At 63.6% G+C, this 17,773-nt stretch carries 17 protein-coding genes; 6 read left to right on the top strand and 11 right to left on the bottom strand.

The annotated features are described in order from the left end of the window. The first annotated feature begins 74 nt into the window (after window positions 1–74). Both QM600_RS21460 and QM600_RS21455 read left to right on the top strand, forming a co-directional pair. Window positions 75–716, top strand: a complete 642-nt coding sequence (locus tag QM600_RS21460; protein ID WP_283263566.1) for a hypothetical protein — start codon at window positions 75–77, stop codon at window positions 714–716. Beyond that, window positions 713–2,020, top strand: a complete 1,308-nt coding sequence (locus QM600_RS21455; protein ID WP_283263565.1) for an alpha/beta-hydrolase family protein — start codon at window positions 713–715, stop codon at window positions 2,018–2,020. Before QM600_RS21460 ends, QM600_RS21455 begins: the two co-directional genes overlap by 4 nt. A gap of 55 nt (window positions 2,021–2,075) precedes the next feature. On the opposite strand, the gene gatA is transcribed toward QM600_RS21455, so the two are convergent. Both gatA and gatC read right to left on the bottom strand, forming a co-directional pair. Further along, the gene (gatA, locus tag QM600_RS21450; protein ID WP_283263564.1) at window positions 2,076–3,554 is read right to left on the bottom strand and encodes an Asp-tRNA(Asn)/Glu-tRNA(Gln) amidotransferase subunit GatA; all 1,479 of its coding nucleotides are present in this window, start codon (window positions 3,552–3,554) and stop codon (window positions 2,076–2,078) included. Continuing rightward, window positions 3,551–3,850, bottom strand: coding sequence for an Asp-tRNA(Asn)/Glu-tRNA(Gln) amidotransferase subunit GatC (gene gatC / locus QM600_RS21445; RefSeq protein WP_283263563.1), 300 nt, complete (start codon window positions 3,848–3,850; stop codon window positions 3,551–3,553). Before gatC ends, gatA begins: the two co-directional genes overlap by 4 nt. A gap of 255 nt (window positions 3,851–4,105) precedes the next feature. On the opposite strand from gatC, the gene QM600_RS21440 reads away from it, so the two are divergent. Further along, window positions 4,106–4,756 (top strand): ACT domain-containing protein, encoded by a 651-nt coding sequence (locus tag QM600_RS21440; protein ID WP_283263562.1) that lies wholly within the window; start codon window positions 4,106–4,108, stop codon window positions 4,754–4,756. A gap of 14 nt (window positions 4,757–4,770) precedes the next feature. Here QM600_RS21440 and QM600_RS21435 read toward each other — a convergent pair whose 3' ends face one another. The 9 genes from QM600_RS21435 to QM600_RS21395 all read right to left on the bottom strand — a co-directional run bounded on the left by QM600_RS21435 (window position 4,771) and on the right by QM600_RS21395 (window position 14,508). Beyond that, window positions 4,771–5,259, bottom strand: a complete 489-nt coding sequence (locus QM600_RS21435) for a GNAT family N-acetyltransferase (RefSeq protein WP_283263561.1) — start codon at window positions 5,257–5,259, stop codon at window positions 4,771–4,773. 53 nt (window positions 5,260–5,312) lie between these two features. Continuing rightward, the gene (gene ligA / locus QM600_RS21430; RefSeq protein WP_502943049.1) at window positions 5,313–7,412 is read right to left on the bottom strand and encodes an NAD-dependent DNA ligase LigA; all 2,100 of its coding nucleotides are present in this window, start codon (window positions 7,410–7,412) and stop codon (window positions 5,313–5,315) included. Between the two features lie 42 nt (window positions 7,413–7,454). Beyond that, on the bottom strand, window positions 7,455–8,477 hold the full coding sequence (locus QM600_RS21425; RefSeq protein WP_283263560.1) for a uroporphyrinogen decarboxylase/cobalamine-independent methonine synthase family protein: 1,023 nt from the start codon (window positions 8,475–8,477) through the stop codon (window positions 7,455–7,457). Further along, complete coding sequence (gene mnmA / locus QM600_RS21420) at window positions 8,474–9,571, bottom strand: tRNA 2-thiouridine(34) synthase MnmA (RefSeq protein ID WP_283263559.1); 1,098 nt, start codon at window positions 9,569–9,571, stop codon at window positions 8,474–8,476. Before mnmA ends, QM600_RS21425 begins: the two co-directional genes overlap by 4 nt. Continuing rightward, on the bottom strand, window positions 9,571–10,800 hold the full coding sequence (locus tag QM600_RS21415; RefSeq protein ID WP_283263558.1) for a cysteine desulfurase family protein: 1,230 nt from the start codon (window positions 10,798–10,800) through the stop codon (window positions 9,571–9,573). Before QM600_RS21415 ends, mnmA begins: the two co-directional genes overlap by 1 nt. 52 nt (window positions 10,801–10,852) lie before the next feature. Next, window positions 10,853–11,656, bottom strand: coding sequence for a lysophospholipid acyltransferase family protein (locus QM600_RS21410; protein WP_283263557.1), 804 nt, complete (start codon window positions 11,654–11,656; stop codon window positions 10,853–10,855). A gap of 62 nt (window positions 11,657–11,718) precedes the next feature. Then, window positions 11,719–12,567: a GNAT family N-acetyltransferase gene (locus QM600_RS21405; RefSeq protein ID WP_283263556.1), complete on the bottom strand. Its 849-nt coding sequence runs from the start codon at window positions 12,565–12,567 to the stop codon at window positions 11,719–11,721. 135 nt (window positions 12,568–12,702) lie between these two features. Continuing rightward, window positions 12,703–13,659 (bottom strand): electron transfer flavoprotein subunit alpha/FixB family protein, encoded by a 957-nt coding sequence (locus QM600_RS21400; protein WP_283263555.1) that lies wholly within the window; start codon window positions 13,657–13,659, stop codon window positions 12,703–12,705. A gap of 48 nt (window positions 13,660–13,707) precedes the next feature. Beyond that, window positions 13,708–14,508 (bottom strand): electron transfer flavoprotein subunit beta/FixA family protein, encoded by an 801-nt coding sequence (locus QM600_RS21395; protein ID WP_283263554.1) that lies wholly within the window; start codon window positions 14,506–14,508, stop codon window positions 13,708–13,710. Window positions 14,509–14,758: 250 nt separating this feature from the next. Between QM600_RS21395 and QM600_RS21390 the strand changes: the two genes are divergently transcribed. The 3 genes from QM600_RS21390 to QM600_RS21380 form a co-directional block, all read left to right on the top strand. Next, window positions 14,759–15,553, top strand: a complete 795-nt coding sequence (locus tag QM600_RS21390) for a class I SAM-dependent methyltransferase (protein WP_283263553.1) — start codon at window positions 14,759–14,761, stop codon at window positions 15,551–15,553. A 29-nt stretch (window positions 15,554–15,582) separates the two neighbouring features. Beyond that, window positions 15,583–17,118 (top strand): 1,4-alpha-glucan branching protein domain-containing protein, encoded by a 1,536-nt coding sequence (locus QM600_RS21385; RefSeq protein ID WP_283263576.1) that lies wholly within the window; start codon window positions 15,583–15,585, stop codon window positions 17,116–17,118. After that, a partial coding sequence (locus QM600_RS21380; RefSeq protein ID WP_283263552.1) for a glycosyltransferase family 4 protein occupies window positions 17,115–17,773 on the top strand: 659 nt, incomplete at its 3' end. The genes QM600_RS21385 and QM600_RS21380, both read left to right, overlap by 4 nt.

Genomic DNA, 17,773 nt, shown 5'->3' with positions numbered 1-17,773 from the left:
ACCCTTTCGCCTTCGGACAAACCACACTTCGGAGCGATGTCGACGCGGACTGCCCGCTCATAGCGTCAGTCAACATGCGGATCACACGAGCAGCACTGGTACTGGCAGCAACTGCATTCACGACAATCACAGTCACGGCTGGAGCAAGCGGTGCAAGTGCGCAGCCTGTCGGCCAGGAACATCGTTTTGCAGCGCAAGCCGTTGCGGCAGTGACATCGGACGGCGTGGCCACCGCGCCGTCGGACTTTGCCGTGTTCTCCGGCTACTACCCCGTCGTCATCGACGGGTACCTTGCCAATCCGAACGGCGATTGCTCCTCACCGATCCCGCTGCCCGACGAGTTCGATTCGGCCTGCAAGGCACACGATCTCGGCTACGACCTTCTGCGCTACGCGCATTCTCACGGCGCCGAACTCGGCCCCTGGGCGCGTCAGGCTCTCGACAGTCAACTTGATCGTCGGATGCACGAGGCCTGCGACGGCCGGGTTTCTCCCGCCTCCCGGTCCTATTGCTTCTCGATGGCCGACATTGCAGCTACCGCGGTCAACGGGAACTCGTGGCGTCAGAACTATCTGACACCGGTGAAGGAATCCGGGTTCGAGTACGGCACTGCCGGCGTTCTGGGCGCATCAGTTCTCGCCTTCAGCTTCGTACGTTCGCGGCGGGTCGATCCGTCCGACAACTTCTTCCTGCCAACGAAAGCGGTTGCAGCATGAGCGTTCTCAATGCAACACAGCCTTCTGCCCTCACCCGAATCTCCACGCTGGCGGTACCCCGCGTCTCTACCTCGCTAGCGGCGGCTTCGATGTCCCTCGTGTCACTTGCCCCCGGACTACTCCCGAGATCGGCGGTGCTTCAAGGGGTGTTCAGCGGATTGCTCGTCGCCGTGGGACTCCTTGTGATGTGGGCACTCTCGGCCATCGCCCGCAAGGTGACTCCGGAACGAGCCAAAGCCCGATTCGACGAACGCGCTTGGCGTCTAGGTGCATTCGGCGTGGCAGCAGCAGCAATCGCCATCGCGACCTTTGCCGCTGCAGGGTGGCAGAACTCACTTCGGGCAACAATGAGCGCGCCGTCGATCGGAATCCTGTACTGGACCGAAGCCGGATGTGTTGCTGCACTCACCGTCTTGATTCTCGGCCTGATGGTAGCGGCAATGCGAAAAGTCCTGCACCGTCTGGGTTTTGCCCGCGCCGTTACGACCACGGCACTGTGCGTCGTCGGACTCCACCTTGCCTTCGGGAGCATCAATCCTGCAGCGACCGTCCACACCGCAGCATCTCAGTCACCGGTGTCCGAAAGGCAGAAGTTTCTTGCTTCCGGAACTGCCTCGGTACGCGTGTATGCCGACTTGGATTCTGCACCGGACGCCTCGTCACGTGCGACTCTCGCAGTCGGCGAACTCGATCGTGTCGGTGGATTCGCCCGCAGCAGTGTTGTTGTGGCTATTCCCACCGGTTCCGGGTGGATCGATACCCACGCTGTCGACGGCATCGAGCAGCGGTTCGGGGGCAACGTCTCGATAGTCGGCCAGCAGTACTCCGCCGCGCCCAGTTGGGCGGCATTTCTGTTTCAGCGCAGCGACGCCGAGGAATCTGCTCGGGCGTTGTTCACTGCCGTCGGCGCACACATTGCCGCGATGCCGGTGACCGAACGACCAGATCTGTATCTCTACGGGCAAAGCCTCGGCGCAGTCGGTGGGAGTGCGGCACTTTCCGTAGAAAACCCCGTGCTGCCCTGCGATGCCCTCTGGGCCGGACCACCGGCCGGCGCAACGGTATCGGACGGTGTGACCGTTCTCGCAAATACTTCCGACCCGGTGGTGTGGTGGTCACCTGACCTTGCCACCCAGCGCCCTGACCTCAGTCGAGCGGTTCAGGACGCCCCGACCCCGCCGTGGATTCCAGTGGTCAGCTTTCTTCAGACGAGCATCGACATGCTCGTCTCGCTCGACGTCCCGGCCGGACACGGCCACCGCTACGGAACGCAGCAAGGTACCGAATTGGCATCCTGCTCCTGAAACAGCTGTGCGCCTTTATTGCCCGCGGGCGGGGAATAAAGGCGCACAGCAGAAATCAGACTGCGGTACCGATCAGGCCGCGAGCTGCTTCGTACGCCGCACCGACGCGGTAGAGACGCTCGTCAGCCATGGCGGGAGCCATGATCTGCAAGCCCACCGGCAGGTTGTCGTCAGCCGAAAGTCCCGAAGGAACCGACATCGCGCAGTGCCCGGCCAGGTTGGTCGGCAGGGTGCAGAGGTCGGAGAGGTACATCGCCAGCGGATCGTTGACCTTCTCCCCCAGCTTCCACGGGGTGAACGGGCTGGTCGGCGAGACCAGAACATCGACCTGCTCGTAAGCCTTGTCGAAATCGCGGGCAATCAACGTACGAACCTTCAGAGCCGAGCCGTAGTAGGCGTCGTAGTAGCCCGAAGACAGTGCGTAGGTGCCGATCATGATGCGGCGCTTGACCTCTGGACCGAAGCCGGCAGCGCGGGTGGCTGCCATGACCTGGTCGGCGCTCATGTTGCCGTCGTCGACGCGCATGCCGTAACGCATGGCATCGAAGCGAGCGAGGTTGGAAGAAACCTCACTGGGCAGCACCAGGTAGTACGACGCGAGCGCGTACTCGAAGCTAGGGCACGAGACCTCGACAACCTCGGCGCCGAGAGCCTTGAGCTGCTCGACTGCGGCGTCGAAGGATCCAATGACGCCGGGCTGATAGCTGTCGGAGTGCAGTTCCTTGACGACGCCGACCTTCACGCCGCGCAGGTCGCCGTGAGCGCCTTCACGGGCAGCAGCGACTACCGGGCGTACGGGTGCGTCGATGGACGTGGAGTCACGCGGATCGTGTCCGGCGATGACCTCGTGCAGCAGCGCGGTATCGAGAACCGTACGGCCACAGGGTCCGCCCTGGTCCAGCGACGACGCGCAGGCGATGAGGCCGAATCGTGAAACGGTTCCGTACGTCGGCTTGGTACCCACGGTTGCGGTGACGGCGGCCGGCTGACGGATGGATCCACCGGTATCGGTGCCGATGGCCAGCGGAGCCTGACGCGATGCGAGTGCTGCAGCGCTGCCGCCGCCTGAGCCGCCGGGGATACGCGTGACGTCCCACGGGTTACGCGTCGGACCGTACGCGGAGTTCTCGGTGGACGAACCCATCGCAAACTCGTCGAGGTTGGTCTTGCCGAGGATCGGAATTCCCGCGGCACGCAGCTTGGTCGTCAGGGTCGCGTCGTACGGCGCGACCCAGCCTTCGAGGATCTTGGACGCACAGGTCGTCGGCATATCCGTCGTGGTGAAGATGTCCTTGAGTGCGATCGGGACACCGGCGAGCGCCGACGCAGGTGCGTTTCCGGCGGCCAACGAGGTGTCGACAGCTGCAGCAGCTTCGAGTGCCTGCTCGCCTGCAACGTGCAGGAAGGCGTGGTACTCGGAGTCGACGGCACTGATGCGATCGAGGTGAGCCTGCGTGACCTCTACGGAGGAGACCTCACGCGAATGGATCTTTTCTGCCAGAACTGAGGCGTCCAGCGTGGTCAGGTCGGTCATTCGCCTTCTCCAAGGATCTGCGGAACCGCGAAGCGATCCTGTTCGACTGCGGGTGCACCGGACAACGCCTGCTCGGGGGTCAAGCCCGGCACGATGACGTCCGGACGGGTGACGTTGGTGACGGCGTTGGGGTTCGCCATAGGCGGAACATCATCGACGGCAACCTCGGTGACCACCTTGACGTGGTTGAGAATCGAATCCAACTGGCCGGCGAACTCGTCGAGTTCGGCGTCGGACAGGGCGAGTCTGGACAGCCGCGCGAGGTGCGCGACCTCGTCACGGGAGATGGCAGGCACCGCGGGGCCCCTTTCGGAAGAGGACGTAAACATTGCCGGTCCAGCCTAGTTGCTCGGCCCCGCCGACCTGTAGTCGCGCCCAGGGTGCCCCGCGCCACGCAAGGAATCAGGCGAATTGTTTCGGTCGCGTCACAACCGTGTACTGCTGGCGTGACAGGGCCACGGCGCTCACCACAGTGCGTGTGACAAGTGCAAAGATGACTATTGCGCGGGCCATCACGGCTCGGGCGTGAACCGAAAGCGAAAGGGACGAACGTGTCGTACCTGCTCCGCGTCAGTCTGCCCGACCGTCCCGGTAGCCTCGGCGCACTCGCCGTCGCGCTGGGTTCCGTCGGAGCCGACATCCTCTCCCTCGACGTCGTGGAGCGAGGCGACGGTTTTGCGATCGACGACCTTGTTGTCGACGTCGAACCAGGGGCACTCCCCGACACACTGATCACGGCGGCCGAACACCTGCCGAATGTGACGGTCGATTCGATCCGTCCGTATGCCGGAATTCTCGACACACACCGCGAACTCGAACTGATCGACTCCGTGGCCACCGCCAAGGACGACCGACTCCAAGTTCTGGTCGACGGCGCCCCGCGCGTACTTCGGGTGGGCTGGTGCGTCATTGCCGATCTCGGTCCGCAAGGCGTCTATCGTGTGGTCGGGAGCTCGGGTGCGCCCGAAACTCATGCCACCGAGATCCCGTGGATGCCCCTGGACAAGCCCACCGCGCTCGATGGCCAAGGCGACTGGGTGCCCGAGGTCTGGCGCACCATGGACACCACTCTCGCCGCTGCGCCTTTGGGCAGCGACGGACGAGTTCTGATGCTCGGACGCCCCGGCGGACCGGAATTCCGGCCGTCGGAAATTGCGCGACTGGGCTATCTGGCCGGGATCATCGCAACGGTCCTGGGCTGAACCGTTCGAGCCGTTCAGACCAGTTCGCGTACCAGCACAGTCAGTTCCACGCCCTTGACCGGCTCCCAGTTTCGCTCCGGGTCGGGGACAAAGCCGTTGCGATCGTAGATACGACGCGCATCGACCATCTCGGGTTGAGTCGACATGACTACTGATTGATCTCCGCGGTCGTAGGCCTCGGCGATCACGGCACGCACCAACGCGGTGCCGGCGCCCGTGCCGCGGGCGTCCGGTGAGACTGCCAGCATGCGGAATTCGAGTTCGCCGGTTTGCGCGACATCCGCAAACGGCGTTCCGGGTTCGGCCAGTGTGAGGGATCCGACAACACGATCTCCGAGAACCGCAACCAGGACACGACCCCGCTCCGCCCGAGTTGCCGTGTCGCGCAGACTTTCTACGTACGGTGATCCATCGGCGACAAAGCCGCCGCCGACGTACGCCTGCACAGTCAGTTCCCCGACGGTCTCGAACTCATTGGGGAGAACTTCACGAATCTCGATCATGGCGTCACTATCGCACCCGAGGTGCCGAACTCGGAAATCGAAGAACGCCTGTCCTACTCGTCCAATTCGGTGGGTGCGACGGCGTCGGGACCGCCCTCGAGCAACCTCCGGAAACCGTCTTCGTCGAGCACGGGCACACCCAATTCGACGGCCTTGTCATGCTTGGAACCGGGCGCTTCACCGACAACGACAAACGCAGTTTTCTTCGATACCGAACCGGCTGCTTTGCCGCCCCGCACGAGGATCGCTTCCTTCGCCTGATCGCGCGAGAACGTCTCGAGGGAACCGGTGACAACGATCGATAGGCCTTCGAGGTTGCGTGGAATGGAATCGTCGCGCTCGTCCTCCATACGCACTCCGGCAGCCGCCCACTTGTCGACGATCTGCTGATGCCAATCCACCGTGAACCACTCGACGACCGCGGCGGCGATCGTGGAACCGACCCCGTCGACAGCTGCCAGCTGATCCATCGACGCTTCCCGAATGCGTTGCAGCGAAACGAATTCCCCCGCCAGTGCTCGCGCAGCGGTAGGTCCGACATGCCGAATCGACAGTGCCACAAGCACTCTCCACAATGGCTTGTCTTTTGCCGAGTCCAGGTTGGCCAGCAAGCGTTTTCCGTTGGCGGACAAAGATCCTGCATTCGTCCGGAAGATCGGAACGTCGATCAGTGTGTCTGCGTCGAGCGAGAATAGATCACCTTCGTCCTCGATGGCTTTTGCCTCGAGGAGCCCGGCCGCGGCCTCGTATCCGAGCACCTCGATGTCGAATGCACCGCGGCCGGCAACGTGGAAAACACGCTCGCGTAGCTGCGCGGGACAATACCTCTGATTGGGGCAACGCACGTCGACGTCGCCTTCCTTGGCCGGCGCCAACTCCGTGCCGCACTCGGGACACTGTGTCGGCATGACGAACTCACGCTCGGTCCCGTCCCGAACGTCGACGACCGGACCCAGCACCTCGGGAATGACGTCGCCGGCCTTACGCAACACCACAGTGTCACCGATCAGCACACCTTTGCGTTTAACCTCGGAACCGTTGTGCAGCGTGGCCAACGACACAGTGGAACCGGCAACCGTGACCGGTTCCATGTACGCAAAGGGCGTCACACGGCCGGTGCGGCCGACGCTGACGCGAATATCGAGGAGCTTGGTCGTGACCTCCTCGGGCGGATACTTGAACGCGATTGCCCACCGCGGCGCACGAGAGGTGGTGCCGAGCCTGCGATGTAGTGACATCTCGTCGACCTTGACCACCAGACCGTCGATTTCGTGCTCGACGTCGTGGCGATGCTCACCCCAGTACTTCATCTTCTCGACCACAGCGTCAGCCCCGACCACACGTGACGTGTGCGTGGACACCGGAAGACCCCACGCGGCGAGCGCAACATAGGCGTCGTACTGCGAAGCCGGTTCGAAGCCTTCCAGGCGGCCGAAACCGTGGCAGATCATGCCGAGGCGTCGACGCGCGGTGACCGCGGGGTTCTTCTGCCGTAGCGAACCGGCTGCGGAGTTACGGGGGTTCGCAAAGGGCGGCTTACCTTCCGCGACCAGCGACGCATTGAGTGCTGCGAAGTCTTCGAGGCGGAAGAATACCTCGCCGCGAACTTCGAGGAGGCTGGGAATCGGGTACTCGTCGGAGGCGGTGAGGTGCTCCGGGATGTCGTTGATCGTGAGTGCATTGAGCGTGACCAGTTCGCCGGTACGGCCGTCGCCACGAGTGGCAGCACGTACGAGCTTGCCGTTCTCGTAGACGAGGTTGAGTGCCACACCGTCGATCTTGACCTCACAGAGGTAATGCAGATCCGGTCCGGTTTCCTGCTCGACCTTGGCGACCCAGCCGCGCAATTCGGACTCGTCGAAGACGTTGTCGAGACTGAGCATCCGCTCGAGGTGATCGACGGACGTGAAATCCGTGGTGAACCCGCCGCCCACCACCTGTGTCGGCGAATCAGGGGTACGCAGGTCCGGATACTGCTCTTCGAGAGCGTTGAGCTCGCCGAGCAATACGTCGAACTCGCCGTCCGAAATGACCGGTGCATCACGAACGTAGTAGCGGAACTGGTTCTGACGGACTTCATCAGCCAGTAGCGCCCACTTCTCGCGCGCCTCGTTGGGCGCAGGCTGCACGGTTCCTTCTGCGGTTTCACTCACGGAAGAAGAATATCGGTTGGGACTGACAAGCAGCGCCAGGCGTCAGAACGCCGACGGATCATCCACCATCGCCGCGCCGGCATCGCTGCACAGACGCAGCGCGGAACGCGACCACTCGAGGCCCGCCCCCGCCAGCCCGCAGCGCGGCGTCACAGCCACCTGGGTCTGGAGAAGTTCCCGCGAGAATCCGAGGCGATCGATCAGCGTCACCGCCGGCATTGCGCATTCTTTCCACGTAACCGGCTTCTCCGGCTCCGAGGCGGGAACCAGTCCGAGTGCCAATTGCTTACCCGCGTCGAACAACTGACCGATGCCGTCCAGATCCTTCGACGTGATCAGAGACATGTCGAAACTGACGGCAAATGCTTTGCTGCGACGCAGTAGGTCCCACGGAAGATCGGTGCTGCAACTATGCACGATGGTCGGCAGCACGCAGCCTTCGATGGCCGAGTCCAGAATCGCCAAAGCCTCTGGCTCCGGAAGCGCCGGAACACTTTCCATCTTCGTACGTCCCGGCAGGGATCCGGCCAGAACGGCAGGCATCTGCGGTTCGTCGAGTTGGATGATCACGCGAGCACCGGTCCGCCGGGTCACTTCGGCGGCGTGACGGGCCAGGCCCTCGCCGAGAGATTCAGCGATGTCCCGCAGCGCGCCGCGATCCACGAGTACGCGTGAACCGTTGGCGACCTCGATCTCGGCACCGAGTGTCAGCGGCCCGGCAGCTTGCAGCTTGATGACGTGATCGGCGCCGACCAACCTGGCGTTTTCCCAGGCTTCCTCGAGTGCGTCCAGATCTTGGTTCAGGAAGTCCTCGGAACGCTTCGCGATGTTTCCACGACGCGGCGCAACACGATACGACCGCGTCGACGCGTCGAGGTTGATGTCGACGAGGATCCCGCCGGTCCGGCCGACCATGTCGGCGCCGAGTCCGCGAGCCGGTAATTCCACCAGGTGCGGAAAGCCGCCCAGTTCACCGAGAATGGTGGCGGCGCTTTCGCGGGCATCCGTGCCCGGCCACGATCCGATTCCGGTGACCAGGCCCCCGATGGAAACCGGCTGTGTCACAGTGTGTTCGGCTCCGATTCGGTTCCGGCAATGGTGCCGCTGCCGAGAACCTCGTCGCCCAGTTCACTGTCGGGGCGGTAGAGAACCACGGCCTGACCCTTTGCGACGCCGGTCAACGGCTCACGCAGAGAAATAGTGATGCCACCGTCGACAGCCTCGGCAACTGCCTTCGCCAATCCGCCGTGCGCACGAACCTGCACCGTGCACTCGATCGGCCCGACGGGTGTCTGACCCGACGTCCAGATCGCACGCTGCGCGGTAATTCCCCACACGTCCAGATTCTTTGCCGAACCGACTCGGACAGTTCCGGTTTCGGGTTCGATCGACGTCACGTAACGCGGACGTCCGTCCACTGCCGGGCCTTGGACGCCCAACCCCTTGCGCTGACCGATGGTGAAGCCGTGCACGCCGTCGTGGGCGGCGAGGACCTCACCGGAGTCTGCGTCGACAACGCTTCCCGGACGAACACCGATCCGGGCGCCGAGGAATGCTCGTGTGTCGCCGGTCGGGATGAAGCAGATGTCGTGGCTGTCCGGCTTGTTCGCCACAGCGAGTCCGCGCTCGGCAGCCTCTTCGCGGATCTGCTCCTTCGGTGTGTCACCGATGGGGAACATCGCGCGCGAAAGCTGCTCTGCCGTCAGTACTCCGAGAACGTACGACTGATCCTTGTCCGGATCGACGGCCCGGCGCAGGACTCCGTCTTCGAGACGGGCGTAGTGACCGGTGGCCACGGCGTCGAATCCGAGTGCGATCGCGCGATCTGCGAGAGCGGTGAACTTGATCTTCTCGTTGCATCGCAGGCACGGGTTGGGTGTCTCGCCGGCAGCGTACGAGGCCACAAAATCGTCGATCACGTCTTCTTTGAAGCGATCTGCAAAATCCCAGACGTAGAACGGTATTCCGAGGACGTCGGCGGAGCGTCGTGCGTCTCCGGCGTCTTCCTTGGAACAGCATCCGCGCGAACCCGTACGCAATGCTCCGGGCGCAGTGGACAATGCCAAATGCACTCCCACGACGTCATGGCCTGCGGCAACTGCGCGGGCGGCGGCAACTGCGGAGTCGACGCCTCCGCTCATGGCTGCGAGTACTCGCATCAGCGATCCCCTCCACGCGACACGGCGCCGGCAAGACCGGCGGCACGGGCGCGCTCTACTACTTGTGGCAGCGCTGCAAGGAGCGCATCCACATCGGTGACACTCGACGTATGTCCGAGTGAAAATCTCAGTGAGCCTCGCGCTGTCGCGGACTCGACGCCCATGGCGATCAGGACGTGGCTTGCTCGGGCTACACCAGCAGTGCAGGCCGAACCGGTGGAACATTCGATGCCCGCGGCGTCGAGGAGCATCAGTAGTGAGTCTCCTTCGCAGCCAGGGAAAGTGAAGTGTGCGTTACCGGGTAGGCGATCCGGACCGGTCGGGCCGTTCAGTATCGAATCGGGCAGAATTCTGAGAACGCCGTCGATCAATCGATCGCGCAGAACTGCCAATTCTCTTGCACTGGACTCGAAGTCCGCAGCGGTCTCGCGGAGCGCCGCCGCCATACCGACAACGGCGGCTGTATCCGGCGTCCCCGAACGAAGATCGCGTTCATGTCCACCACCGTGCAAGAGCGGCACGCACGGAACCTGACGCCCCAGCAGGAGTGCACCCACACCGTGGGGACCACCGAACTTGTGCGCCGCAATACTCAGCGCCGCGAGCTTGCTTGCAGCAAAATCTACCGGCAACTGCGCCACGGCCTGAACCGCGTCGCTGTGCATCGGGATCTCGAATTCTGCTGATACCTGGGCCAATTCGAGGATCGGCATGATGGAACCGACCTCGTTGTTGGCCCACATGATCGTCACCAGTGCAACCTCGTCGGCGTGCACCGACAGCTCGTCACGCAAAGCTTGCAGGTCTACGACACCATTCGCGTCGACAGGCAGCCACGTGACAAGGGCGCCCTCGTGCTGCTCGAGCCATTCCACGGCGTCGAGAACGGCATGATGTTCCACCGAGCTCGCGAGGATTCGATTTCGCTTGGGATCTGCGTCGCGCCGGGCCCAGAAGATGCCCTTGACTGCGAGGTTGTCACTCTCGGTGCCGCCGGAGGTGAAGATGACCTCCGACGGACGAGCTCCCAGGCAGGCCGCGATGGACTCGCGCGATTCCTCGACGCGTCGCCGGGCTGCGCGGCCCGAGCCGTGCAGCGAGGACGCATTGCCCACGGTTTTGAAGGTATCGGTCATCGCCTCGATAGCAGCTGCCGTCATCGGTGTGGTGGCGGCATGATCGAGGTACACCGGAAATCCGGTGTGGGCACTGTGAGGCGGCAGAGTCATGGCCTGACCAGGATAGCCCAGCACCGCGACTCACCCAGCCTCGCTTACCTCACTAAGCCGTCATCGCCGATACTGCAGTGATCTGCGTCTCTGCCGGATCAAAAATGTCATGAGCTGCCAGGTCGATGACCTGATTGCCGCGTACCGCCCGCTCACACCGCTGTGCGAGGTACCGTCGGCACTCCCCGGCCTCTTCCAGCGGCGCCAATCGGACCATCACCTCAACGCCCTTCTGCCGCAGAATTCGACCGATGGACTGACCGATCGTCTCCTCTCCGACAAACGACGGACCCGTACACAACGTGCCGTCGGCGTTCGCGTAGCGGATCGCCATGGGCTGAACCGGGCACTGTGAGTCGACAGCCGCCTGGAACATCGCCGGACGAAAGCCTCCGTACGCACGTCCGCACCACGTGGTTCCTTCCGGGAACACCATGACGCGCACGCCACGGTCCAAACGCTCACGGACGGTGTCCACCACCGCGGGCAGCTCACGCAGGCGAGCCCGATCGATCGGCACGACGCTCATCCGCCGCGCCAGCGATCCGAGGACCGCCCAATCCAGCAGATCCGCACGGGCCACGAAATTCGCGGGTGCCACGGCGCTCGCCACCAGAACATCCGTCCAAGACACGTGGCCGGCAACAACCATCACCCCGGCAGGTTCAGGGCGGCCCAACCGTTGGTCGTCGACGCTCAATTTCATTCCGAGGCACCGAAGCAACATTCGCGAGTACGCACGCTGCATCCGAGTGCGCCGGTGTCTCGGTAGCAACCAGCCCGCCGAGAGCACCGGCGCTGTGATCAATGCGGCAGCGACCAACATCGCGCGGCCCATCACCGTGATAATCGACACACGGTCAGGATCTGCCGGCAAACACCCGTCGCCGCAGGGGCTCGACGGAACCCAGTGCGGGCTCACCCTGCTCGTCCTTCCGTAGCCGCCGAGCCTTCCTGGGCCGCAGCAGCTGATCGAAGTCTCTCGAGATACCTCGTGTTCGCTGTCCGCAAACCTTGCAGGGCAACAAAATCCGCTACCCCGAATGCGGGATCGTAGGCCGGTTCGCCGCAGATCACGGCGCCCATCCGCAGATATCCACGGAGCAAGGGCGGCATTGTCAGACGCTCCGGCGCAGCGATCTCTTCGAGAGTGCGACCACCGAGCACCACGGGATTGCGAGGAACTGCCCGTTGATCCAGAGGGCCGGGGTGCTTGCTCATCACGTAGTCACGGACAGCCCGAACATCGGCACCCGGCACGGCCCCGGGATGCGGCGCGATCGGGACGGAGACGCACCCCATCACCCATTCGTGGCCCGTCAGTTCGAGGTACTGCAAGATCCCGGACCACATGATCCCGAGAACCGATCCGTTGCGATGCGCCGGATCAACACACGCGCGGCCCATCTCGACCACTCGATTGCCCACCGGGTCCAGAGCTGAGATGTCGAATTCCGTTGCGGTGTAATATCCGCCCGCTTTGATTGCGGCGTCGGGCGTGAGCATCCGGTAGCAACCGACGTAGGCGTCGGTGATGTTGTCTCGGACCAGAAGGTGATCACAGAACTCGTCGAACGCGTCGACGTCCAGTTCGAAAGGTGACACGGGAATCGAGAATCCGGGCTCGGCGGCAAACACTCGGTATCGAAGGCGCTGCGCGGCCACTCGATGCTCGCGGTCGGAGGAGACGATCAGGGAATATCTCGGCGCGGCGACCTCACGGCCGAGATTGTCACTCGCGGGGCGAAGGACTGACGTAATTGTCATGCGCCAGGTATATCGAGCGCGAAAGTCCGTGCGGTATCAGCGAAGTGACGTAGCGATGCAGGTCCGGTTAATAAAGCACTGTGCGCCTTCATCAACCGCGGCGGGTTGACAAAGGCGCACAGTAGGTTGTGCTTTTTAGCCCTTGTGAGTCTTCACAGCTTCGGTGAGCTGCGGTGCGACGTTGAACAGGTCGCCCACGATGCCGTAATCGGCGATCTCGAAGATGGGTGCCTCTTCGTCCTTGTTGACCGCGACGATGGTCTTGGACGTCTGCATGCCGGCGCGGTGCTGGATAGCACCGGAAATGCCGAGCGCGATGTACAGCTGCGGGGAGACCGTCTTACCGGTCTGACCGACCTGGAACTGTCCGGGGTAGTAACCCGAGTCCACAGCGGCACGCGAAGCACCGACTGCAGCACCGAGGGAATCGGCCAGCTCTTCGACGACGGAGAACTTGTCGGCACTGCCGACGCCACGTCCACCGGAAACCACGACGGTGGCTTCGGTGAGCTCGGGGCGATCGCCACCGACGATGGGATCACGCGAGGTGATCTTGACGGCGCTCTCGTCCTGAGCCGGAACCTCGACGACGATCTGCTCGCCGGCTGCGGCCTGCGGAGCTGCCTCGACTGCACCCGGGCGAACCGAGTAGACGGGGACCTCGCCGTTGGCCTTGGCCTCGACGGTGAACGCGCCACCGAAGATGGAGTGGATGCCGGTGCCGTCAGCCTTGATCTCGATGACGTCGGTCAGCAGTCCGGAACCCAGACGTGCGGCCAGACGACCGGCAACCTCTTTGCCCTCGGTGCCGGCAGCGGTGATGACTGCTGCGGGGCTGGTGGACTCGACGAGCGCGGCGAGAACGTCAACCTTGGGGGTGACGAGGTAGCCGTCGATGTCGTCGGACTCGGCGACGTAGATCTTTGCCGCGCCGGCTGCTGCCAGTGCGTCGGCCAGCTTGGCCGTGGTGCCCGCGGGGCCGGCGACAACTGCCGACGGCTCACCCAATGCGCGTGCAGCGGTGATGAGTTCGAGGCTGACCTTCTTGAGCGCACCCTCTGCGTGCTCTACGAGCACAAGTACTTCTGCCATGACTTAACTCTCCCTGAGTGTCTCTGCTGGTTGTTTCGCGAGGCGCGATCAGATGATCTTGTTGCTGACGAGGTAAGCGGCGATCTTGGTGCCACCGTCTCCCTCGTCGGCGATGCGCTCACCAGCGGTACGGGGGGGCTTCGGAGTGGAGGCCGTCACGGTGGTGCCGGCGTTGGCAACACCCACGGTATCCGGGTCGACGCCGAGGTCGGCCAGTGTGTAGACGAGAACCTGCTTCTTCTTCGCGGCCATGATGCCCTTGAAGGAGGGGAAGCGCGGCTCGTTGATCTTCTCGGTGACCGAGACGATTGCGGGCAGCGAAGCCTCGAGGCCGAAAACGCCCTCGTCGGTCTCGCGCTCGCCGGTGACCTTGCCGTCGGCGACGACGAGCTTGCGCAGCTGCGTGAGCTGCGGGATGCCCAGGTACTCGGCGATGATGGCCGGAACAGCACCGACGCGGCCGTCAGTGGCCTCGTTTCCGGCGATGATCAGGTCTGCAGGCTCTTCGTTATCGAACGTGATCTGTCCGAGTGCAGCAGCGAGGGTCCACGCGGTCTGGATGGCGTCGGAGCCGTGCAGTGCGGGGTCGTTGATGTGGACAGCCTTGTCGGCGCCCATCGACAGTGCCTTGCGGATAGCGTCGGTGGCGCGGTCGGGGCCTGCGGACAGCACCGTCACCTCACCGCCCTGAGCTTCCTTGATGAGGAGGGCTTCTTCGACGGAGCGCTCGTTGATCTCGTCGAGCACTGCGTCTGCGGCTTCACGGTCAAGGGTGTAGTCGCCGTCGGTCAGCTTGCGCTCGGACCATGTGTCGGGGACCTGCTTGATCAAAACAACGATATTCGTCATGGGTCTTTTCTCGACCTCCTGTGTGTACTTCACCTGATAAATCGTCTGAGCTGCTGCACGCGGATACGAGTGGCATCCCTTACGGATTTCTCGCCTCACGTCGGCTGTGCGTTAGATTACCTCACGCTAAGTTACCCGCCGGTAACTTAGCGTGGAACCACGTCCACCATAACCGTACGAACGGGGATTCATTGCTGTGATCTGGACCACGGTGAACACGTTCTAACCCGATGGCACTAATCTCGCACGGGTGAGTGAAACAAGTGTCAGCAACCACGAGGACGCACCCCTGCCCCTGACGGGCGAACGGACAGTGCCCGGAATCCCCGAGGAGAACTACTGGTTCCGACGCCACGAAGTGGTCTACCGCGCGCTACTGGAGCGTTGCACCGACCGCCGCGTACTCGAGGCAGGTTCCGGAGAAGGCTACGGCGCCAACATGATTGCCGACGTCGCAACATCCGTGACGGGACTCGACTACGACGTCTCGGCCGTCGAACACGTCCGTGCCCGCTACCCCCGTGTCGAGATGATTCACGGCAATCTCGCCGCGTTGCCCCTCGAAGACAACTCCGTCGACGTCGTCGTCAATTTTCAGGTTATCGAGCACCTGTGGGACCAGGGACAGTTCCTGCGCGAGTGCTTCCGTGTTCTCACTCCGGGCGGTGAACTTCTGATCAGCACCCCCAACCGGATTACTTTCTCCCCCGGCCGCGACACGCCACTCAACCCGTTCCACACCCGTGAACTCAACGCTGACGAGATGACCGAACTTCTCGTCGACGCCGGATTCCGCGTGGAGCTCATGACCGGCGTCCACCACGGAACACGCCTGAAGGAACTCGACGCCAAGCACGGCGGCTCGTTCATCGGCGCCCAGATCGACCGTGCGCTCGCCGGCGAGCCGTGGCCCGAGGATCTGACCCGCGACGTCGAAGGCATCACCGTCGACGACTTCAGCATCAGCGAACCCGATATCGATGACAGCCTAGACCTCGTGGCTATCGCGGTGAAGGACCCGGCAGTGAAAGACCCCAAGGCGTGAGTACTGCAACACCCGTAACAGAACCGGGGATGTTCGCCCTGGTTTTGCACTCCCACCTCCCGTGGCTCGCCAACCACGGGCGCTGGCCCGTCGGCGAAGAATGGCTGTATCAGTCGTGGGCCGGGTCGTACCTGCCCCTCGCCGCGGCGCTACGACGCCTCGCCGACGAAGGTCGTTCCCACCTCCTGACGTTGGGCATCACGCCGGTTCTCGCGGCGCAGCTCGACGATCCGCACTGCCTTGCCGGGATGCACCATTGGCTCGGCAACTGGCAGATCCGGGCTCACGAGGCCGCTGGCATGCCTGACGCAGCTCACCGGGAACTCGGAGCGCGCGAACACCGCGCCTCGGCGGCGGCTTTGGAAGACTTCGAAACCCATTGGCAGCACGGATCTTCCCCGGTTTTCCGGGATCTCATCGATCGCGAGGCCTTCGAACTACTCGGCGGTCCGCTGGCACATCCGTTCCAGCCGCTGCTCGACCCACGCCTGCGTGCCTTCTCGCTCCGTGAGGGCCTCGCCGACGCGCACTCCCGCTGGAACCACACCCCGACCGGCATCTGGGGACCCGAGTGCGGATACACCCCCGGCATGGAGCGCGGATACGCCGAAGCCGGTGTCACCCACTTCATGGTCGACGGACCCGCACTGCGCGGAGACACCACACTCGGCCGTCCCGTCCGCGATTCCGACGTCGTCGCTTTCGGCCGTGACCTGCAGGTCAGCTACCGCGTCTGGTCCCCGAAATCCGGATACCCCGGCCACGCCGCGTACCGCGATTTTCACACCTACGACCACGAGACCGGCCTCAAGTCGTCTCGGGTCACGGGCCGTACCGTCGACTCCGCGGACAAGGCTCCCTACGATCCGGAACTTGCCGCGGCCGCCGTCGACAAGCATGTCGAGGACTTCGTCGAAGCCGTCCGAGACCGCCTGCGATCAGAATCGGCACGAATCGGGCGCGATGCGCTGGTAGTTGCGGCGTTCGACACCGAACTGTTCGGGCACTGGTGGTACGAGGGTCCACAGTGGCTCGAGAAGGTACTGCGAGCACTCCCCGAAGCGGGTATCCGCATCGGAACCTTGAACGACGCCCAAGCCACCGGATATGTGGGCGAGCCTGTGCAACTGGAAGATTCGTCGTGGGGATCAGGTAAGGACTGGCGCGTCTGGGCTGGAGATCAAGTCTCCGATCTGGTGCAACTCAACGCCGAAGTTGTCGACACGGCATTGAACGCCGTCGACAAATCCCGCGGCCACGACAACGCTCCCGGACGCCCGGAAGTGCGAAACCGCGTCAATGATCAGGTACTTCGCGAGACACTGATGACGGTGTCAAGCGATTGGGCGTTCATGGTGAGCAAGGATTCAGCGGCGGGATACGCCCGCGAACGCGCCCACAAGCATGCCCACGCGACCCGGGAAATCTCCCAGGCCGTCGTCTCGGGCAAGGATGCGGTAGCCGAGCGCCTTGCCGACGGCTGGAACCGCGCCGACGGACTGTTCCCCGGTCTCGATGCGCGCCGCCTGCCCGATACCGAACTGTCGGCCGGGAGTGCGTCGTGAAGATTCTCATCGTCTCGTGGGAATACCCACCCGTCGTGGTCGGCGGGCTCGGTAGGCACGTCCACCACCTCGCCACCGCCCTGGCTGCCGCCGGGCACGAGGTCGTGGTTCTCTCGCGTCGACCGTCCGGAACCGACGCGTCGACGCACCCCACCATCACTCACATCTCCGAAGGCGTACTCGTCGTCGCCGTCGCTGAAGATCCCGCGCACTTCGTATTCGGCGAGGACATGCTGGCCTGGACCCTCGCCATGGGTCACGCGATGGTCCGCGCCGGAATGGCACTACACAAGCCCGGCGTCGGCGCCGGCTGGGTTCCCGACGTCGTCCATGCCCACGACTGGCTGGTCGCGCATCCCGCGATCGCCTTGGCTGAATTCTACGACGTACCACTGGTTTCCACGCTGCACGCGACCGAAGCCGGACGGCACAGTGGCTGGATCTCCGGGCGCATCAACCGCCAGGTCCACTCCGTCGAATGGTGGCTGGCCAACGAATCCGACGCTCTCATAACGTGTTCGGCATCCATGGCCGAAGAAGTGACCGAACTCTACGGACCGACACTGCCACCGCTCAACGTCATCCGCAACGGAATCGACTTGACCACGTGGAACTTTCGCGAACGCGCACCCCGGTCCGGACCGCCGAGACTTCT

This window comes from Rhodococcus sp. IEGM 1379, assembly GCF_030056815.1.
Classification (GTDB): Bacteria; Actinomycetota; Actinomycetes; order Mycobacteriales; family Mycobacteriaceae; genus Rhodococcus_F.
The sequence above is the reverse complement of the archived record's forward strand: the minus strand, read 5'-3'. Positions and strand labels throughout refer to the sequence as shown.

Coding starts and splice junctions, on each gene's coding strand:
- QM600_RS21460 (WP_283263566.1), top strand. CDS start 75: ATGCGGATCACACGAGCAGCACTGGTACTGGCAGCAACTGCATTCACG.
- QM600_RS21455 (WP_283263565.1), top strand. CDS start 713: ATGAGCGTTCTCAATGCAACACAGCCTTCTGCCCTCACCCGAATCTCC.
- gatA (WP_283263564.1), bottom strand. CDS start 3,554: ATGACCGACCTGACCACGCTGGACGCCTCAGTTCTGGCAGAAAAGATC.
- QM600_RS21435 (WP_283263561.1), bottom strand. CDS start 5,259: ATGATCGAGATTCGTGAAGTTCTCCCCAATGAGTTCGAGACCGTCGGG.
- mnmA (WP_283263559.1), bottom strand. CDS start 9,571: ATGCGAGTACTCGCAGCCATGAGCGGAGGCGTCGACTCCGCAGTTGCC.
- QM600_RS21415 (WP_283263558.1), bottom strand. CDS start 10,800: ATGACTCTGCCGCCTCACAGTGCCCACACCGGATTTCCGGTGTACCTC.
- QM600_RS21405 (WP_283263556.1), bottom strand. CDS start 12,567: ATGACAATTACGTCAGTCCTTCGCCCCGCGAGTGACAATCTCGGCCGT.
- QM600_RS21400 (WP_283263555.1), bottom strand. CDS start 13,659: ATGGCAGAAGTACTTGTGCTCGTAGAGCACGCAGAGGGTGCGCTCAAG.
- QM600_RS21395 (WP_283263554.1), bottom strand. CDS start 14,508: ATGACGAATATCGTTGTTTTGATCAAGCAGGTCCCCGACACATGGTCC.
- QM600_RS21385 (WP_283263576.1), top strand. CDS start 15,583: ATGTTCGCCCTGGTTTTGCACTCCCACCTCCCGTGGCTCGCCAACCAC.